This window comes from Tsukamurella tyrosinosolvens, assembly GCF_900104775.1.
GTDB classification, from domain to species: domain Bacteria; phylum Actinomycetota; class Actinomycetes; order Mycobacteriales; family Mycobacteriaceae; genus Tsukamurella; species Tsukamurella tyrosinosolvens.
In genome coordinates, this window is record NZ_FNSA01000003.1 from 826971 (window position 1) to 843646 (window position 16676).

Annotated in this window: 18 protein-coding genes; 10 read left to right on the forward strand and 8 right to left on the reverse strand. The window is 72.0% G+C overall.

All coding sequences use genetic code 11. The annotated features are described in order from the left end of the window. Positions 1-77: 77 nt before the first annotated feature. Complete coding sequence (locus BLW32_RS05500; RefSeq protein ID WP_068740908.1) at positions 78-1229, reverse strand: GNAT family N-acetyltransferase; 1152 nt, start codon at positions 1227-1229, stop codon at positions 78-80. A 24-nt stretch (positions 1230-1253) separates the two neighbouring features. Here BLW32_RS05500 and BLW32_RS05505 point away from each other — a divergent pair, with 24 nt between their 5' ends. The 3 genes from BLW32_RS05505 to BLW32_RS05515 are packed head-to-tail and all read left to right on the forward strand — an operon-like array spanning position 1254 to position 3682. After that, positions 1254-2060, forward strand: coding sequence for a TrmH family RNA methyltransferase (locus BLW32_RS05505; protein ID WP_231857326.1), 807 nt, complete (start codon positions 1254-1256; stop codon positions 2058-2060). Then, positions 2057-2338, forward strand: coding sequence for a DUF2537 domain-containing protein (locus BLW32_RS05510; RefSeq protein WP_068740909.1), 282 nt, complete (start codon positions 2057-2059; stop codon positions 2336-2338). Before BLW32_RS05505 ends, BLW32_RS05510 begins: the two co-directional genes overlap by 4 nt. Positions 2339-2374: 36 nt before the next feature. Next, positions 2375-3682, forward strand: coding sequence for an MFS transporter (locus BLW32_RS05515; protein WP_082791294.1), 1308 nt, complete (start codon positions 2375-2377; stop codon positions 3680-3682). Positions 3683-3721: 39 nt separating this feature from the next. On the opposite strand, the gene BLW32_RS27390 is transcribed toward BLW32_RS05515, so the two are convergent. The 5 genes from BLW32_RS27390 to BLW32_RS05535 form a co-directional block, all read right to left on the reverse strand. Further along, positions 3722-3865: a hypothetical protein gene (locus BLW32_RS27390; protein WP_156486389.1), complete on the reverse strand. Its 144-nt coding sequence runs from the start codon at positions 3863-3865 to the stop codon at positions 3722-3724. A gap of 345 nt (positions 3866-4210) precedes the next feature. After that, positions 4211-4963: a DUF6928 family protein gene (locus BLW32_RS05520; protein WP_068524139.1), complete on the reverse strand. Its 753-nt coding sequence runs from the start codon at positions 4961-4963 to the stop codon at positions 4211-4213. Between the two features lie 3 nt (positions 4964-4966). Then, positions 4967-5767, reverse strand: coding sequence for a septation protein SepH (sepH, locus tag BLW32_RS05525; RefSeq protein WP_068524140.1), 801 nt, complete (start codon positions 5765-5767; stop codon positions 4967-4969). A 25-nt stretch (positions 5768-5792) separates the two neighbouring features. Continuing rightward, entirely contained in the window at positions 5793-6917 is a 1125-nt protein-coding gene (gene serC, locus BLW32_RS05530; protein ID WP_068524141.1) for a phosphoserine transaminase, read from the reverse strand. Positions 6918-6920: 3 nt separating this feature from the next. After that, positions 6921-8024, reverse strand: coding sequence for a citrate synthase 2 (locus BLW32_RS05535; RefSeq protein ID WP_068524142.1), 1104 nt, complete (start codon positions 8022-8024; stop codon positions 6921-6923). A 46-nt stretch (positions 8025-8070) separates the two neighbouring features. Between BLW32_RS05535 and pdxH the strand changes: the two genes are divergently transcribed. Further along, positions 8071-8691 (forward strand): pyridoxamine 5'-phosphate oxidase, encoded by a 621-nt coding sequence (pdxH, locus tag BLW32_RS05540; protein ID WP_068524721.1) that lies wholly within the window; start codon positions 8071-8073, stop codon positions 8689-8691. Here pdxH and BLW32_RS05545 read toward each other — a convergent pair. Continuing rightward, on the reverse strand, positions 8688-10100 hold the full coding sequence (locus BLW32_RS05545) for an amidohydrolase (protein ID WP_068741222.1): 1413 nt from the start codon (positions 10098-10100) through the stop codon (positions 8688-8690). The two genes, pdxH and BLW32_RS05545, sit on opposite strands and share 4 nt — an antisense overlap. Positions 10101-10164: 64 nt before the next feature. On the opposite strand from BLW32_RS05545, the gene BLW32_RS05550 reads away from it, so the two are divergent. Next, positions 10165-11391 carry an MFS transporter gene (locus BLW32_RS05550; RefSeq protein ID WP_068740910.1) on the forward strand — a complete coding sequence of 409 codons (1227 nt, stop codon included), beginning with the start codon at positions 10165-10167 and terminating at the stop codon, positions 11389-11391. Positions 11392-11411: 20 nt separating this feature from the next. Continuing rightward, on the forward strand, positions 11412-12077 hold the full coding sequence (locus tag BLW32_RS05555; protein ID WP_074850375.1) for a DsbA family protein: 666 nt from the start codon (positions 11412-11414) through the stop codon (positions 12075-12077). A 91-nt stretch (positions 12078-12168) separates the two neighbouring features. Here BLW32_RS05555 and BLW32_RS05560 read toward each other — a convergent pair whose 3' ends face one another. After that, positions 12169-13086 carry an SDR family NAD(P)-dependent oxidoreductase gene (locus tag BLW32_RS05560; RefSeq protein WP_068740912.1) on the reverse strand — a complete coding sequence of 306 codons (918 nt, stop codon included), beginning with the start codon at positions 13084-13086 and terminating at the stop codon, positions 12169-12171. A 113-nt stretch (positions 13087-13199) separates the two neighbouring features. Here BLW32_RS05560 and BLW32_RS05565 point away from each other — a divergent pair, with 113 nt between their 5' ends. From BLW32_RS05565 to BLW32_RS05580, 4 genes are all read left to right on the forward strand, one after another. Next, positions 13200-13862 carry a TetR/AcrR family transcriptional regulator gene (locus tag BLW32_RS05565; protein WP_068740913.1) on the forward strand — a complete coding sequence of 221 codons (663 nt, stop codon included), beginning with the start codon at positions 13200-13202 and terminating at the stop codon, positions 13860-13862. Between the two features lie 103 nt (positions 13863-13965). Then, positions 13966-14853, forward strand: a complete 888-nt coding sequence (locus BLW32_RS05570) for an aldose 1-epimerase family protein (protein WP_068740914.1) — start codon at positions 13966-13968, stop codon at positions 14851-14853. A gap of 87 nt (positions 14854-14940) precedes the next feature. Continuing rightward, positions 14941-16233 carry a citrate synthase gene (locus BLW32_RS05575; protein ID WP_068524148.1) on the forward strand — a complete coding sequence of 431 codons (1293 nt, stop codon included), beginning with the start codon at positions 14941-14943 and terminating at the stop codon, positions 16231-16233. Positions 16234-16284: 51 nt separating this feature from the next. Beyond that, the gene (locus BLW32_RS05580; protein ID WP_068524149.1) at positions 16285-16644 is read left to right on the forward strand and encodes an FKBP-type peptidyl-prolyl cis-trans isomerase; all 360 of its coding nucleotides are present in this window, start codon (positions 16285-16287) and stop codon (positions 16642-16644) included. The last annotated feature ends 32 nt before the right edge of the window (positions 16645-16676 follow it).

Consider the following 16676-nt stretch of genomic DNA (forward strand, 5'->3'; position numbering starts at 1 on the left):
AATATCGAACGGCCCTCTCGGATTGATTCCGAGAGGGCCGTTCCTTTTCCGGCATTGATTCGTCAGTGCCCGTTCTTTCAGAACGACGTCCCGAGTTCCGGCTGCCGACCCGTGAGGAAAACCGACAGTGCGCCGACATCGCCCGTGATCCGGCCGGCGCGCGCCATCGTGTCCGGCGTCACAGCGCCGAGGTACAGCCCGGCCAGCGTCGGCCCGGTCAGCGCGACCGACGGTGCCTCCTCCGTCGCCCGGCACCGCGCGACGCCCCCGCGCACGGTGAGCCGGTACGCGGTGCCGTCGACGCCGAGCACGACGTCGCCGTCGCTCTCGTACGTCCGGGCCACGAGCGCGGCGGGCACGTCGAGGAACGCCAGCCACAGCCGGTCCGTGCGGGCCGTGACCTTCACCGAGCGGGGATCGACCAGCATCTCCCGCAGCGGGTGGTCCGGCGGCAGGTCGACGGTCACCTCGTCGAACGTGTCCAGGCCGAGCACCGTCTGCCACAGGTCGGCGGCGGCCTCGTCGGTGAGGGCCTTGACGTCGTCGAGCTGGGCCCTGTCCTTCTCGTCCACCCGGTAGGTCACGTAACCGTCCGGATGCAGCAGGAGCCGGCGCGCGGAACCGCCCCACCGCGCCCATTCGGGGTCGGCGTGGAAGAGCTCCCAGAACTGCTCCGCCGAGGCGGATCCCGGTGTGGCGGCGTGCCACCGGCGGTAGAGGTCCTCGACGGCCCCGCGCGCGGCCGAGGCCTCGGTGATGCGGGTCCGCAACGGGCCGGGCAGCGGGGCGCGCAGGCGCGCCGTGCGGCGGGCGATGGTCACCTCGTCGATGTGGGTGGCGACGCCGTAGCCGAAGCGCTCGTAGATGGTGCCCTCGCTGGCGGTGAGGATCGCGACGGCGTTGCCGGCGGCCCGGTAGCGGGAGTGCAACTCGTCCATCATCGTCCGCAGTACGCCGAGGCGACGGTGGCTGGGCGCCACCGAGACCCAGGTGACGCCGGGCGCATCGAGCTGCGCGCCGCCGGGCACCGTCAGTGTGAGGGCGAAGGATCCCGCCACGCCGACGAGCGCGCCGTCGGTGGTGTCGCGGGCCACGACGAACCGGTCCAGGTCCAGGGTGCGCCGGATGAGCGGTGCGGCTTCGGCTTCGAAGGGGGAGCCGAAGGCGTGCACGTCCTGTGCGTACATCTCGGGCCAGTCGGCTTCGGTGGCGGTACGGATCTCGATCACGTAGTTCGATATTAGGCTGGTGGGGTGCCGGCGCAACCGATTTATCCGATTCGCGACGCGGATGACCCGCGGCTCAGCGACTTCCGCGACCTGTCCGCCGCGGACAAGCGGCCCGACCTCGCGCGCGGCGTCGTCCTGGCCGAGGGCGTCCCCGTGGTGGAACGGATGCTCGCCTCGCGGTTCGTGCCGCACGCGATCATGGGCGTCGAATCCAAGCTGGCGCGGCTCGAGGGCCTGGCGCTCGACGTGCCGCGCTACCTCGTGACCGCCGACCTGATGGCGCGCGTGGTGGGCTTCCACCTCAACCGCGGCGTGCTCGCGGCCGCCCGCCGGCCCGCGCCCCTGGAAGCGGGGGAACTGCTCGACGGTGCGCGCACCGTCGTCGTGCTCGAGGGCGTCAACGACCACGAGAACCTCGGTTCGATCTTCCGCAACGGCGCGGGTTTGAGCGCCGACGCCGTGCTCTTCGGGCCGCGCTGCTCCGACCCGCTGTACCGGCGCGCCGTGCGGGTGTCCATGGGCCACGTGCTGCTGGTGCCCTTCGCGCACCTGCCCGCGTCCGGGTGGCCGGCGGAGGGGCTGGGCGTGCTGGCGGAGCACGGCTTCCGGACGGTGGCGCTCACCCCGTCGGGGGAGGCGACGGTGGCGGAGGCCGTCGCGGGCGGGCCTTCGCGGGTCGCCTACCTCGTGGGCGCCGAGGGCCCCGGACTCACGCCCGAGACGATGGCCGCGGCCGACGTGCGCGCGCGGATCCCCATGTCGCGCGGCACCGATTCGCTCAACGTCGCCACCGCCGCCGCGCTGGCGCTGTACGAGCGCGCGCGCACGTGACCGGGCCCCGCTACACGCCGTGGATCACCGGCACCGCGGTCGCGGTGGTGGTCGCGCTGCTCGCGGGCGGCGTGCTGTCCGGGTTGTTCGTGGCGGTGATGGCGGTCAACCGGTGGCTGGGGCTGTTCCTGCTCGCGCTGGGGACGGCCGGCGCCGTGCCGGTGCTGTCCGCGTACCGTCTGCGCCCCGTGGCCCGGTGGTTCTGCGCGGGCTTCGCCGGGGCGATCGCGATCGCGTGGCTCGGGGCCGTCGTGGCGCTGTCGAGCGGTCTCGTCTGAAACCCCCGCGGAAAACTTAGGACTACTATCGGACGAGTGCCGAGCGTCTTCGTTTCCCTGCGAACGAGGAACTACCGACTCTGGGCCGGCGGCCAATCGGTGAGCCTGGTGGGCACGTGGATGCAGCGCGTCGCCGAGGACTGGCTGGTGCTCGACCTCGCGCACGGCCGCGGCTGGGTGCTCGGCGTGGTGATGGCCCTGCAGTTCGGGCCGACGCTGTTCCTCTCCGCCTGGGCGGGCCTGCTGGCGGATCGCTACGACAAGCGCCGCGTGCTCATGTTCACGCAGACCGCGGCGGCGGCGTGTGCGGCGGTCCTGGCGGTGTTGACGCTCACCGGGGTGGTCGCGCTGTGGCACGTCTTCGTGCTCGCGTTCGTCTTCGGCTGCGTGACGGCGATCGCCGGGCCCTTCCGGCAGGCCTTCACGATCGAGATGGTGGGGCCGGAGCTGCTGCCCAACGCGATCGGCCTGAACTCCATGGTGTTCAACGCCGCCCGCATCGTGGGCCCCGCGATCGCCGGCCTGCTCATCGCCGGCGTCGGCACCGGCTGGGTGTTCGCGGTGAACGCGGTGTTCACGGGCGCCATCGTCGCGGCCCTACTGGCGATGCGCGTGGGGGAGCTGTTCCCGTCGCCGCCCGTGGAGCGCGCCCGCGGACAGCTGCGGGCCGGGTTCGCGTACGTGCGGCGGCGGCGCGAGCTGACGCTGGTGATGATCGCGGTCTTCTTCGTCTCCACCTTCGGCATCAACTTCCCGCTGGCGCTCTCGCTGCTGGCGCGCCAGGGATTCGGGCTGGGCGCCGACGCCTACGGCCTGCTGTCGACGCTGCTCGCCGTCGGCACGCTCACCGGGGCGCTGCTCGCGGCGAAGCGGACGGGCATGGCCTCGCTGCGCACCTGCCTGGTGGGCGGCTGCGCCTTCGGCGTGGCGTCCGTGCTGGCGGGTCTGGCGCCGTGGTTCTGGCTCGTGGCGGTGCTGCTGACGCTCGTCGGGCTGTTGCAGATGGCCTTCACGACCTCCGCGATGAGCATCATGCAGCTGTCCGTGGACCCCGAGTACCGCGGCCGCGTGATGGGCATCTACATGCTCGCCTTCCTCGGCGGCACGCCCCTGGGTGCGCCGCTGCTCGGCGCCATCGCCGACGTGACCACACCCGCCGCGCCACTGCTGGTGGGCGGCGTGATCTCCGCGGTCACCTGTGCCCTGTGCGGCGCCTACGCCCTGCGACGGTCCGCGGCCGCCGAGGCGTTGCGGGAGGACGGGGCGCGGGGCGCCGGCGCGGCCGCCGGCGCTGCGGGCCGGGGAGCGAAGGGCGGTGAAGCGGCTGCGCGCGGGGAGCAGTAGTCGCGCGGAACAGCGATGCGTCCCGCGCATAATGCCTGGTCAGCGATCCGGCTCTTCGCGATTGCCGGTGGTCGTCTCATCCTCGTGCAGAGCGTTTGCGACCATGTCGTTGGTGATCACGTGGCCTGGCGGCGATGGCAGCGGAATGAGTTCTTCGCTGTTCGTCGACGGATCGGCTCCCATAGCGCGAGCTTAGACACCGAACTGCGTATTCACGATCAGACGGCGAGCTCTGGCGATTGAGGCGCGCACGCCGCACCTGGTGGGCTCGGTCGCACCCATCATGCGGACGTCCGCAGCCTGGAGGACGTCAGTTACTAGGTGGCGTCAGACCGTTCGCCGTAGGCCAGGCGTCCTGGGGTATTCAGTTTCTGAATGGGCCGCGCAGAACGCGAGCCATGCGGTGCTCGCGTCCCGGAGGGCCTGTGAATCCACGGCTGAAAGGCGCACGAAGCCAGATCTGGCCTCGTGTCGAGATGAGCCGTGGATTCACAGCGCCAGTCGAGCTCTGCGGTGTCGGCGAGCGACTCAGAAACCGAAGAAGCTGCGGACCTTGCCGCGGTCCTCGTAGCCGGGGTCCTGCTGCTCGACCGGGGGTTGGGGCGCACCGTCGGGACCGAGGGCCTGGGCCTGCTGCGGGGCGGGACCGGGGACGCCGGAGGCGGGGACGAAGTCGATGACCTGGATGCGGGCCGGGTCGAGGTCCGTGGGCGCGAGCGGGTGCGTGAAGCGGAAGCCGAGGATCTCGCGGTTCGCCTGCTCCGCGAACTCCATCGGGTGGAAGGGCAGCGCCCGTGGGTCGGGGACGACGCCCTCGGCGTAGGTCAGCGGGTGCTCGCCGGCCCAGAACGGCCCCTCGAAGAGCTCCGGCAGGCCCTCGTCCTCGAGGATGTCGACGGGGTGCGCCGAGAACGACCGCTTGGGGGCACCGTCGGCGCGCAGGGCGAACCCGCCGACGGCCCGCTCCGGGGCCGCGACCAGCAGGAACGCGCGATGCGCGGGCATCAGGTTCCACCAGGACTCGTCGAGCTCGCTCGGCTTGTCCACGCGCAGGCCCGCGTGCGTCACCACGGTCAGCCCGCCCCAGGCGGCCACGTAGACGTGCCCGGGCAGCGGATCCGCGGCGCGGGCCAGGGACTCGGGGCGACCCACCACGGGCTCGCCGAGCACCTGCTCGGCGATCGCGCGGGACGCGGCCTCGTCGGGCCGGCCGACGATCGCGAGAATGCCCTTCGGCTCCGCGACGTCGATGAACCAGAGCGTCGCAGCTGTAGCGCCCACGACCTACCCGTTCTTCCCGCCGCGGACGCCGAGGAGCACGTCCTCCCAGGACGGCATCTCCGGATGCCGGCGGCCGTGCTGGCCCGCCGCGGCCGCAGCCGCGGGGGCCTGGGCGGGACGACGCTCGGCGCGCTCCTCGACGGTGCCCTCGACGACGGGGCCCGGGGCCACGGGTCCGGGGACCGCGCGCAGCGGCTCGTCGGCGGAGCGGTCGATGCTCCGCAACCCCTGCCGCGCATCGGGATCGAGCAGGCCGCGGGCCGTCTCGTCGACGGGGCTGGCGGTGCCGCCGTGCGCGCCCGGCGCGTACTTGAAGTGCGCCTGGTTGCGCGACTTGCCGACGCTCCAGCTGATCGAGACCACCCAGCGGTTGTCGGCGCCCTTGAAGGCGTCCCACTCGGTGGTGTCGGCGTGACCGCGCTCGGCCAGCGCGGAGCGGATCACCTCGGCGAGGGTGGCGTGCATCGGGCCGTCGCCGCGCACGGGATGCGCGAGCTGCGCCATCTCCGCCGCGCGGGAACGCTCCAGCAGCACCGGTCCCGCGAAGCGCTTGATCCGGTGGTTCGGGGCGCCCGTGAACTCCGCGATCTCCTCGATCGTCGCGCCCGCGCGGATGCGGGCCTGGATCTCCCGCGGCGACAGATCGGCGCCCAGTTCGAGCTCCGTCTGTGTGCCGCTTCCGAGTTCACCGCTCACGGCTGCCTTCAAAGTGTCGTCGATCGGCAGGCGGAAACGTCCCGCGGGGCCCTCGCAGACCACCGACGTCCCGTCGTCGTCCAGTCCCACAACCCGCAGCTCCTGCATGGTGCAAGGGTAGTTGGTCGATTCGCTACGCGTCGGCCGACACGCGCTCGACCACGAAATCGATGCACTTGGTCAAAGCGGTGACGTCGTCGGGGTCGATCGCCGGGAACATGCCGATGCGCAGCTGGTTGCGGCCCAGCTTGCGGTACGGCTCGGTGTCGACGATGCCGTTCGCGCGCAGCGTCTTGGCCACGGCGGCGGCGTCGATCTTCTCGTCGAAGTCGATGGTGCCGACGACCTGGCTGCGCAGCGCGGGGTCGGCGACGAAGGGCGTCGCGAACTCGCTGGCCTCGGCCCACTGGTACAGGCGGTCGCTCGAATCCTTGGTGCGGCCCACGGCCCAGTCCAGGCCGCCGTTGCCGTTCATCCACTCGATCTGGTCCGCGAACAGCAGCAGCGTCGCCAGCGCGGGGGTGTTGTAGGTCTGGTTCTTGCTCGAGTTGTCCACCGCGATGGGCAGCGAGAGGAACTCGGGGGTGTAGCGGCCCGAGGCCTTGATCTCCTCGACCCGCGCCAGGGCGGCGGGGCTCATGAGCGCGACCCAGAGGCCGCCGTCGGCGGCGAAGCACTTCTGCGGCGCGAAGTAGTAAACGTCGGTGTCGGCGACGTTCACCGGCAGGCCGCCGGCGCCCGACGTGGCGTCGATCGCGATGAGCGCGTTCTCGCTGCCCGCGAGGCGGCTGACCGGCACCGCGACGCCCGTCGAGGTCTCGTTGTGCGCCCACCCGATGAGGTCGACCGCACCGTCCGCGACCAGCTCGGGCGCCGAGCCCGGGTCGCTCGAGACGACGACCGGGTCGCCGATGAACGGGTTGCCCTTGGCGACGCTCGCGAACTTGTTGCTGAACTCGCCGTAGGTGAAGTGCTGGCTGCGCTCGCGGATCAGGCCGAAGGCGGCGGCGTCCCAGAAGGCGGTGGTGCCGCCGTTGCCGAGCACGACCTCGTAGCCCTCGGGGAGGCTGAAGAGGTCCTTCAGGCCCTCGCGCACGCGGCCCACGACGTTCTTCACCGGAGCCTGGCGGTGGCTGGTGCCGAACACCGAGGCGCCGGTATCGACGAGCGACTGCAGCTGCTCGGGGCGGACCTTGGACGGGCCGCAGCCGAAGCGGCCGTCGACGGGCTTGAGCGCGGCGGGGATCTCGATCGTCATGCCCTAAATCCTAATGGTGTCCCACCCGGGCACGTCCTCCGGCTGCCGCGGGCCGTGCCCGGTGTACTGGGCGGACGGGCGGATCAGCTTGTCCGCGCGCTTCTGCTCGAGGATGTGGGCGCACCAACCGGCGGTCCGGGCGCAGGTGAACATCGCCGGCATCATCCGCGGCGGGACGCCCGCGTAGTCGAGGATCACCGCCGCCCAGAACTCGACGTTCGTCGAGATCGCGCGGTCCGGCCGGCGCTCCGCGAAGAGCGCGTTCGCCTCCCGCTCCAGGGCGGCCGCGGCCTCGTAGCGCGGCGCGTGCAGGTCGCGCGCCACCGACCGCAGCACCCCGGCGCGCGGGTCCTCCGCGCGGTAGATGCGGTGGCCGAAGCCCATGATCTTCTCGCCCCGGTCCAGCCGCGCCGTGACCACGCCGCGGGGGTCGTCGGTGCGGACCACCTCGTCGAGCATCGGCAGCACGCGCGACGGTGCGCCGCCGTGCAGCGGGCCCGACAGCGCGCCGACCGCACCCGAGAGGGCCGTCGAGACGTCGGCCCCGGTCGACGCGATGACCCGCGCCGTGAGCGTCGACGTGTTGAGGCCGTGCTCGGCGGCCGCCACCCAGTAGGCGTCGATCGCGCGCACGTGATCGGGGTCCGGCTCGCCGTGCCAGCGGGTCATGAACCGGTGCGTGATGGTGGGGGACTGGTCGATGATCCGCTGCGGCACCGCCGGGCGTTCGAGGCCGCGCGCCGACTGGGCGACGAAACTCAGCGTCATCACCGAGGCGCGCGCCAGGTTCTCGCGGGCGGTGGCGTCGTCGATGTCGAGCAGCGGCTCGAAGCCCCACAGCGGGCCCAGCATCGCGAGGCCGGCCTGCGCGTCCACGCGGACGTCGCCGCTGTGGATCGGCAGCGGGAAGGGCTCCGCCGCGGGCAGCGGGTTGCCGAACTCCCCGTCCACCAGCAGGCCCCACACCTGGCCGTAGGTGACCCGGTCGCGCACCAGGTCCGCCACGTCGACGCCCCGGTACCGCAGCACCCCGCCCTGCTTGTCCGGCTCCGCGATCTCCGTCGAGAACGCGACGACGCCTTCGAGCCCGCCCGGAATCTCAGTCATGGTGTGCAGCCTAGTGAGTAGTCTCGGCTCCGTGGACCTGACGGCGATGCGCGAGAAGTACGACGGCGACTCCTTCGACCTCCGGCCCGAGGACCTGGCGGGAGGCTGGGTGCCGCTGTGGCAGTCCTGGTTCGACGAGGCCGTCGCCGCCGGGGCGCCCGAACCCAACGCGATGGTGCTCGCCACCGTCGACGAGACCGGGCTCCCCGCCACCCGCACCGTGCTGTGCAAGGGCCTCGACGAGCGGGGCGTGGTCTTCTACACCAACTACGGCTCCGACAAGGCCCGCGCCGTCGAGGCGAACCCGGTTGCCGCCGTGACTTTCCCGTGGATCGCGATCCACCGGCAGGTCCACGTGCGCGGCTCCGTGACGAAGGTGACCCCGGCGGAGACCGCCGCCTACTGGGCCGAGCGGCCGCGGGGTTCGCAGCTCGGGGCGTGGGCGTCGGACCAGTCCCGGCCCGTGGCCTCCCGCGCCGCGATGGCGGAGCGGTTCGCCGAGGTCGAGGCCCGGTTCGAGGGGCGGGACGTCCCGGTGCCGCCCGAGTGGGGCGGGTACCGCATCGCGCCGCAGGTCGTCGAGTTCTGGCAGGGCCGGGAGAACCGGGTGCACAACCGGGTGCGGCTCGTCGCGCCCGAGTACGTCGCGGTGCGGCTGCAGCCCTAGAACCCGGCGTGGGTGATCCCGCCGGCCACCATCGTGAGGTCGACGGGCATGGCGCGCAGGCGTTCCGGCGTCGGGTCGGCGCCCAGGGCCACCAGGTCGGCGGGCTCGCCGACCGCGATCCGGGTCCGCGCGGAGAGGCGCAGCGCGGTCTCCGCGTCGATCGCCTCCCACGGCTGCCACGGCGGGTCCCCGTCGCGGCTGCGGGTGACGGCGGCGGAGATCGCGAACCACGGGTCGAGCGGCGTGACCGGCGCGTCCGAGCCGAGGACCACGTCGACGCCCGCCGCCACGAGCGAGCCGACGCGGAAGGCATCGGCGGCGCGGTCGCCCCAGAACCGCGCGACCAGGCCGCGGTCGTCGAGCATGTGCTCGGGCTGGATCGAGGCGCCGATCCGCAGCGCCGCCATCCGCGCCAGGTCCGTCTCGGTGAGCAGCTGCGCGTGCTCGATGCGGCCGCGGACCCCGGCCTCGGCGAAGGCGTCCAGCGCCAACGCGTTCGCGGCGTCGCCGATCGCGTGGATCGCGGGGGTCAGGCCGAGTGCGGCGCCGCGGCGCAGCAGCTCGACGAGGCGGTCCGGCGGCACTTCCAGCACGCCGCGGCCCGTCGTGCCCGGGTAGGGCGCGTGGCAGTACGCGGTGCGGGTGCCGAGGGAACCGTCGGTGATGACCTTGAGCGGGCCCACCCGGGCGAGCCCGTTGATCGGGGCGCCGGTGCCGGCCCCGCGGGCCTCGGCGGCCTCGAGGTGCTGCGGGTACACGCCCGCGTCGATCCGCACCGGCGGGGCGGGCCGTCGCTCCCAGGCGCCCACGGCATCGTCGAAATCCAGGTCGACGAGGCCGACGACGCCCCGCCTGCCCAGGCGCCCGAGGGCCTCGAGCACCCAGGCGTCGGCGCGGTCCGCGACCAGTGACTCGACGCGGGTCGCCGCCGCGAAGCTCGCCGCCTCGCGGAGCACGCCGGTCTCGTCGAGCTCGATGCCGAGGAGCCGGCCGAGCGCCGCGTTCGACCAGGAGCTGTGCAGGTCGGAGGAGACGACCATGACGGGCACGTCGGGGGCGATCTCGTCGAGCAGCCGGCGCGACGGTGCGCCGCCCCACAGCCCGTCGCGCATGCCGGCGGCGACGACGGGCAGGCCCGGTTCCGCCGCGGGGAGCGCGGCGCGGACCAGCGCGGCGACCTCCTCCGGGCCGGTCGCGGACCGCACGTCGATGCGGCGCGTGGACACGGCCCAGGTGCGCACGTGCACGTGCTCGTCCCACAGGCCCGGGATCAGGCGGCGGCCGTCGAGGTCGAGCACGTCGCCCGCGGGGCGGGTGGCGCCGGTGGGGGAGAGCGCGACGATGCGGCCCCCGTCGACGTCGACGTCCACGAGGGCGTCACCGTCGATGCGTGCGCGCGCGAGCCTCATCGGCGCCACGGTAGCGGGTCCGCCGAATCGCGGGAGATCGTGAGGAAGTCGTAGGATCTTTCGAGTGCCGAGACTCCTGGCCGATACACGGCCGTTGCAGAACCCCGACTACCGGCGATTGTGGTGGACCGGGATCGTCACCGTCATCGGTGCGCAGCTCACCGCCGTCGCGGTCCCCGCGCAGATCTACGCGATCACCGGCTCGTCGGCGTACGTGGGCCTGACCGGCGTCTTCGGCCTGGTCCCGCTGGTGATCTTCGGCCTGTGGGGCGGCGCGATCGCCGACGCGCTGGACCGGCGGCTGGTCATCATCGGCACGACTCTCGGCCTCGCCGGGACAGCCCTGATGCTCGCGCTGCTGCCCGACAACGTCTGGCTGATCCTCGGCGCCTTCTCGTTGCAACAGGCCTTCTTCGGCGTCAACCAGCCGACCCGCTCCGCGATCTACGCGCGGCTCGTGCCGCCCGCGCAGCTTCCCGCGGCGAATTCGCTCAACATGACCGTGATGCAGTTCGGCGCCATCGCCGGCCCGATGCTCGGCGCGCCGCTCATCCCGATCATCGGTGTGCACTGGTTGTACGCCCTCGACGCGGCCTCGCTCATGGTCACGCTCTGGGCCGTGTGGAAGCTGCCGTCGATCAAGGCGGAGGACAAGGGCCAGTCGCTGGGACTGCGCTCCGTGATCGACGGTTTCCGGTACCTCGCGGGCCACAAGGTGCTGCTCATGAGCTTCGTCGTCGACATCATCGCGATGGTCTTCGGCATGCCGCGCGCCCTGTTCCCGCAGATCGCGCACGAGAACTTCGGCGACCCCATCGAGGGCGGCTGGGTGTTCGGCGCGCTGTTCGCGGCGATGTCGGTGGGCGCGGTGCTCGGCGGCGTGCTGTCGGGGTGGACGTCGCGCGTCGCCCGGCAGGGGCTCGCCGTGATCGTGATGATCGTGCTGTGGGGCCTGGCGATCGGAGGCTTCGGCGTCGCGGCGCACTTCGGCTGGCTGTGGGCGGCGCTCGTGCTGCTCGCGCTGGGCGGCGCGGCCGACATGTTCTCCGCGGCGTTCCGCACGACGATGTTGCAGGAGGCCGCGACCGACGACGTCCGCGGCCGGTTGCAGGGCGTCTTCACCGTCGTCGTGGCCGGCGGGCCGCGCATCGGCGACGCGCTGCACGGCGCGGCCGCCGCGTCCGCCGGTGCGGCGATGGCCGCGGCCGGCGGCGGCGTGCTCGTGATCGTCTTCACCGTGCTCGCGGCGTTCGCCGTCCCCGCCTTCGTCCGCTACCGCGTCCTGCGCTGAGCCGCCCGTATCCTCTGCGCATGAGGATGCATCGGGGGATCTCCGTCGTCGTGGCCGTGCTCGTCGCTCTGCTCGCCCTCTCCGGGTGCGCGCGGACCGTCGCGGGCACGGCGGTCGCCGCGCCGTCGGGCGACGCGGGCACGACCGCCGGGGCCGACCAGGGCGCGGTGCGCGTCGGGACCGGCGGGCCGACGATCACCGTCTACCTCGACTTCCTGTGCCCCGCGTGCAAGAACTTCGAGACGACGTACGGCGCGGACATCACCGCCGCCGTCCGGGGCGGGCGCCTCACCGTCGAGTACCGGCCCGTGAGTTTCCTCGACCGGCGGTCCGCGAGCGGCGACTACTCCTCGCGGGCTTTGGCGGCGTTCCTCCAGGTGGGCCGCGGCGGGACCGACGCGACCCTCGGCTTCCTCACGTCGATGTTCCTGTCGCAGCCCCAGGAGGGCGGCACGAGCGATCTCACCGACGCCGAGATCGCGACGATCGCCGGCGCGTCCGGCACCGTCGACGCGGCGGTCGCGAAGATCCGCGAGGGTACGACCGGCATCGACGGCAAGGCCGTGGGCGCCGCGAACCTGAAGCTGCTCACCGCAGCGGGCGGCACCGGCACACCGACCGTGCTGCACGACGGCGCGCAGGTCCCCCTCACCGACTCCACCTGGCTGCAGAAGATCGTCGGCTGATCAGAAACTTCACTCCAGTCAGAAACTTCACTCCAGCGGGCCGCCGCGACGATATGTGTCGCGCCGGCCCGCAGGAAGGGAAATCGTGTGACTACACCGGGAAGGCGACGCCGGTGAGCTCCTCGGACACCGCCCACAGGCGGCGCTGCAGGTCCAGGTCGTAGGACTGCTCGCTGGAGGCCACGACCTTCGGGGCGCCGCGGCGCTCGCCGAGGCCGTCGGGGCCGTAGTACTGGCCGCCGAGGGCGCCGGGGTCCGTCGCGGCGCGCAGCTGGGGGAGGGCGCCGTGCTGCGCGTCGTGCGAGAACAGCGGCGCGAGGGCCTGCGCCTTCTGCAGCACGGACGGGAGGTTGCGGACCAGCTCGGTGTCGGCGATGCCGGGGTGCGCGGCCAGCGCGACGGTGCTGTTCTCGCCCGATGCGCGCGCGGAGAGCCGGCGCTGCAGCTCGTAGTGGAACAGCAGATTCGACAGCTTCGACTGCCCGTAGGCGGCGACCCGCTCGTAGGAGCGCTCCCACTGCAGGTCGTCGAAGTGGATGGCGGCGCGGATGCGGTGCGCGATGCTGGCGACGGTCACCACGCGCGAGCCGGGCACGTCGAGCAGCAGGTCGAGCACCTGCGCGGTCCACGCGAAGTGGCCCAGGTGGTTGGTGCCGAACTGGAGCTCGAAGCCGTCGGTGGTGGTCTGCTTCGGCGGGTACATGACGCCGGCGTTGTTGATCAGCAGGTCCACGCGCGGGGTGCTCTCGCGCAGCTCCGCGGCCGCCTCGCGCACCGAGGCGAGCGAGCCCAGATCGAGGCGCTGGACGCGCACCGTCGCGCCCGGGGCGACGGAGGTGATGCGCCGGGCGGCGTCGGCGCCCTTCTCGGTGTCACGGACCGCGAGGACGACCTCGGCCCCCTTCTGCGCGAGCACCCGGGCGGTCTCGAAGCCGAGTCCGGTGTTGGCGCCGGTGACGACGGCGACCCGTCCGGCCTGGGTGGGGGCGTCGTTCTCGGTCCAGCTCATGGCTTCTCCTCGGTGGTCCACGGCGGTTAAGAGACCGCCGGTCTGTTGAATGACTCCACGGTAAAAGACCGCTGTTCTGCTGTCAATAGACCGACGGTCTGTAAAATCGGTGCGTGGGTTTCCAACGGGCGCGCAGTGCGGAGCAGCGGCAGGAGCGGCGCGAGACGATCCTCGCCGCGGCGGCGGGCATGCTCCGCGAGATGCCGGTCGCCGCCCTCACGCTGAGCGAACTCAGCCGCCGCGTGGGCCTCGCCAAGTCGAACGTGCTGCGCTACTTCGAGTCCCGCGAGGAAGTGCTGCTCGAGGTGCTCATGCGCTCGGCGACAGCCTGCATCGTCGAGCTCGACGAGGCATGGGCCGCCGACGGGCTGGGCGACGCGCCGCTCCCTGAGCGGATCGAGGCCTTCGCCGCCGTCTACGCCCGCGTCGCCGCCGCGCACCCCGACCTGCTCGACCTCGTCTCGGCGCAGGCCTCCGTGCTCGAACGCAACGTCTCCACCGACGCGATCGTCCGGTTCAAGCGCGCCGCCCTCGCCGGCCTCGACGTGCTGGGCGGCGTCCTCGCGCGCGCGATCCCCGAGCTGGGCGACCACGCCCCCGCGGTCGGCTCGCTGATGCTCACCCTCTCCGGAGCGGTCTACGCGCAGTCCGAGCAGTCGCGGCTGTGCGAGTCGGCCTACCTCGTGGACCCGGCCCTCGCGGTCTTCCGCGTCGAGCTCGTGCCCGCGCTGCAGTCCGCCGTCGCGACCGCGATCGCGGGGACGCTCGCGCGCTGACCCGGGCGCGGGCGCCGTCCCCCGACGTTGCGGAGGGTTGCATCGGGCGGTGGTCCGGCCGACGGTGCTCGCCGCACCCGTCGCCGCCCGTACTATTGCGCCCATGTCGGTGCAACCCGGGTTCACGATCGCGGCCGGCGGCTACGTCGCGGAGATCGCACGGACCGGCGCGGGCCTGCGCGGCCTCCGCCGCGACGGCGTCGCCCTCACGGAGGAGTGGCCGCTCGGGGAGAAGCCGCCGCTGTCGGCGGGGCTCGTGCTCGCCCCCTGGCCCGGCCGCACCGAGGACGGCCTCTACACCTGGGACGGCGAGGTCTACCGGCTCGCGGTCACACACCCCGACACCGGCACCGCCAATCACGGTCTGGTGCGCGCCGTCGACTGGGACGACGTCGAGATCGCCGGCGACGCAGTCACGCTGGTCCTCGATGTGGGGCACCATCCCGGCTGGCCCTTCGACCTGCACCTGCGGATCCGGTACTCCGTCGCCGAGAACGGCCTGACCTGCACCTTCGAGGCCCGCAACGACGGCGACCGCGACCTGCCGTTCGCCGTCGGCTTCCACACCTACCTCCGCGTCGGCGACGACCCCGTCGACGCCTGCACCCTCGAGCTCGGCGCCGGGCGGTGGCAGCCGCTCGACGGGCGCCTGCTGCCCGACGGTCCGCCGCACACCGTCGACGGAACCGCGTACGACTACCGCGCCCCGCGCGCCCTCGACGGTGTGCAGATCGACACTCCCTTCACCGACGTGGCCCGGAGCACTGTGGTGCGCGGCCCGACGGGGGAGACGGAACTGTGGACGGCACCGTCGCTGCCGTGGGCCCAGGTGTTCATCGCCGACCCGGTGAACGGGAACGGATACCCCGGTCGCGGCCGGGCCGTGGCGGTGGAGCCGATGTCCGCCCCGGGCAACGCCCTCCACACGGGGACCGACGTGATCCGGCTGGCTCCGGGCGCCCGGTGGGGCACCGAATGGGGCATCCGGTGAAGGCCCGATTTTCCCGGGGAACCGCGATACCGCTAGGTTCTAGCCAGGTAGCTTTTATCCGCCGACCACAGCGAGGGGATACGAACATTGTCCACTGATGACAACACCGCGAACGCTACGGTCGCCTATCCCGGCGGCCAGATCGAGCTGCCGATCGTCAAGGCGACCGAGGGTGCAGACGGCATCGCGCTCGGTAAGTTCCTCGCGCAGTCGGGCTACAGCACGTTCGACAACGGCTTCGTCAACACGGCCTCGTGCAAGTCCGCGATCACCTACATCGACGGCAACGCGGGCATCCTGCGCTACCGCGGCTACCCGATCGAGCAGCTCGCGGAGAAGTCGACGTTCATCGAGGTCAGCTACCTGCTGATCCACGGTGAGCTGCCGACGCCGGAGCAGCTGGCCGAGTTCACCGCGAAGATCCAGCGGCACACCCTGCTGCACGAGGACCTCAAGCTGTTCTTCAACGGCTTCCCCCGCAACGCGCACCCGATGCCGGTCGTCTCGTCGGCGGTCAACGCCCTCTCGGCGTACTACCCGGATTCGCTGGACCACAACGATCCGGCGCAGGTCGAGCTCTCGACCATCCGCCTGCTCGCCAAGTTCCCGACGATCTGTGCGTACGCCTACAAGAAGTCGGTCGGCCAGCCCTTCCTCTACCCGGACAACTCGCTGTCGCTGGTGGAGAACTTCCTGCGCATGACCTTCGGTTTCCCGGCCGAGCCCTACGAGGTGGACCCGGAGATCGTCAAGGCCCTCGACATGCTGCTCATCCTGCACGCCGACCACGAGCAGAACTGCTCCACGTCGACCGTGCGCCTGGTGGGCTCGTCGAACGCCAACCTGTTCACGTCGATCTCGGGCGGCATCAACGCCCTGTGGGGCCCGCTGCACGGCGGCGCCAACCAGGCCGTCCTCGAGATGCTCGACGACATCAAGGCCTCCGGTGGCGACACCACCGCCTTCATGAACAAGGTCAAGAACAAGGAAGACGGCGTGAAGCTCATGGGCTTCGGGCACCGCGTCTACAAGAACTACGACCCGCGTGCGGCGATCGTGAAGCAGACCGCGGACCGCATCTTCGAGCTGCTCGGCGTATCCGACGAGCTGCTCGACATCGCCAAGGGCCTGGAGGACGTCGCGCTGCACGACGACTACTTCATCGAGCGCAAGCTCTACCCGAACGTGGACTTCTACACCGGCCTGATCTACCGCGCGATGGGCTTCCCGACGCGCATGTTCACGGTCCTGTTCGCGCTCGGCCGGCTCCCCGGCTGGATCGCCCACTGGCGTGAGATGCACGAGGACCCGACCACCAAGATCGGCCGTCCTCAGCAGATCTACACGGGCTCGACCGCCCGTGACTACCCCGGCGCGTAGATGCCGCCCATCCGGCGCGACAATCTGCACCGCCTGATCAAAGGAGTCTCTATGACCAAGCCCGAGATCGAGTTCATCGAGGGCCCCGCGCCCAGCGAGCTCGTCATCAAGGACATCGTGGTGGGCGACGGTGCCGAGGCCCAGCCCGGCAGCGTCGTGGACGTGCACTACGTGGGCGTCGAGTTCGACAGCGGCGAGGAGTTCGACTCCTCGTGGAGCCGCGGCGAGTCCATCAACTTCCCGCTGCGCAGCCTCATCGCCGGCTGGCAGGAGGGCATCCCGGGCATGAAGGTCGGCGGCCGTCGCCAGCTGATCTGCCCGCCCGCGCTCGCCTACGGCCCCGCCGGCGGCGGACACCGGCTGTCGGGCAAGACGCTCGTGTTCGTGATCGATCTGCTCGGCGTCAAGTAGTTCCACCTCCGTCGGGCGCGGGGCCTCGTCCC

Bases quoted from the DNA above. Each gene is read 5' to 3' on its own strand.
- BLW32_RS05560 (WP_068740912.1), bottom strand. From the start codon at position 13,086: ATGAGCTGGACCGAGAACGACGCCCCCACCCAGGCCGGACGGGTCGCC.
- BLW32_RS05580 (WP_068524149.1), top strand. From the start codon at position 16,285: ATGACCAAGCCCGAGATCGAGTTCATCGAGGGCCCCGCGCCCAGCGAG.
- sepH (WP_068524140.1), bottom strand. From the start codon at position 5,767: ATGCAGGAGCTGCGGGTTGTGGGACTGGACGACGACGGGACGTCGGTG.
- BLW32_RS05545 (WP_068741222.1), bottom strand. From the start codon at position 10,100: ATGAGGCTCGCGCGCGCACGCATCGACGGTGACGCCCTCGTGGACGTC.
- BLW32_RS05555 (WP_074850375.1), top strand. From the start codon at position 11,412: ATGAGGATGCATCGGGGGATCTCCGTCGTCGTGGCCGTGCTCGTCGCT.
- BLW32_RS27390 (WP_156486389.1), bottom strand. From the start codon at position 3,865: ATGGGAGCCGATCCGTCGACGAACAGCGAAGAACTCATTCCGCTGCCA.
- BLW32_RS05570 (WP_068740914.1), top strand. From the start codon at position 13,966: ATGTCGGTGCAACCCGGGTTCACGATCGCGGCCGGCGGCTACGTCGCG.
- pdxH (WP_068524721.1), top strand. From the start codon at position 8,071: ATGCGCGAGAAGTACGACGGCGACTCCTTCGACCTCCGGCCCGAGGAC.
- BLW32_RS05535 (WP_068524142.1), bottom strand. From the start codon at position 8,024: ATGACTGAGATTCCGGGCGGGCTCGAAGGCGTCGTCGCGTTCTCGACG.
- serC (WP_068524141.1), bottom strand. From the start codon at position 6,917: ATGACGATCGAGATCCCCGCCGCGCTCAAGCCCGTCGACGGCCGCTTC.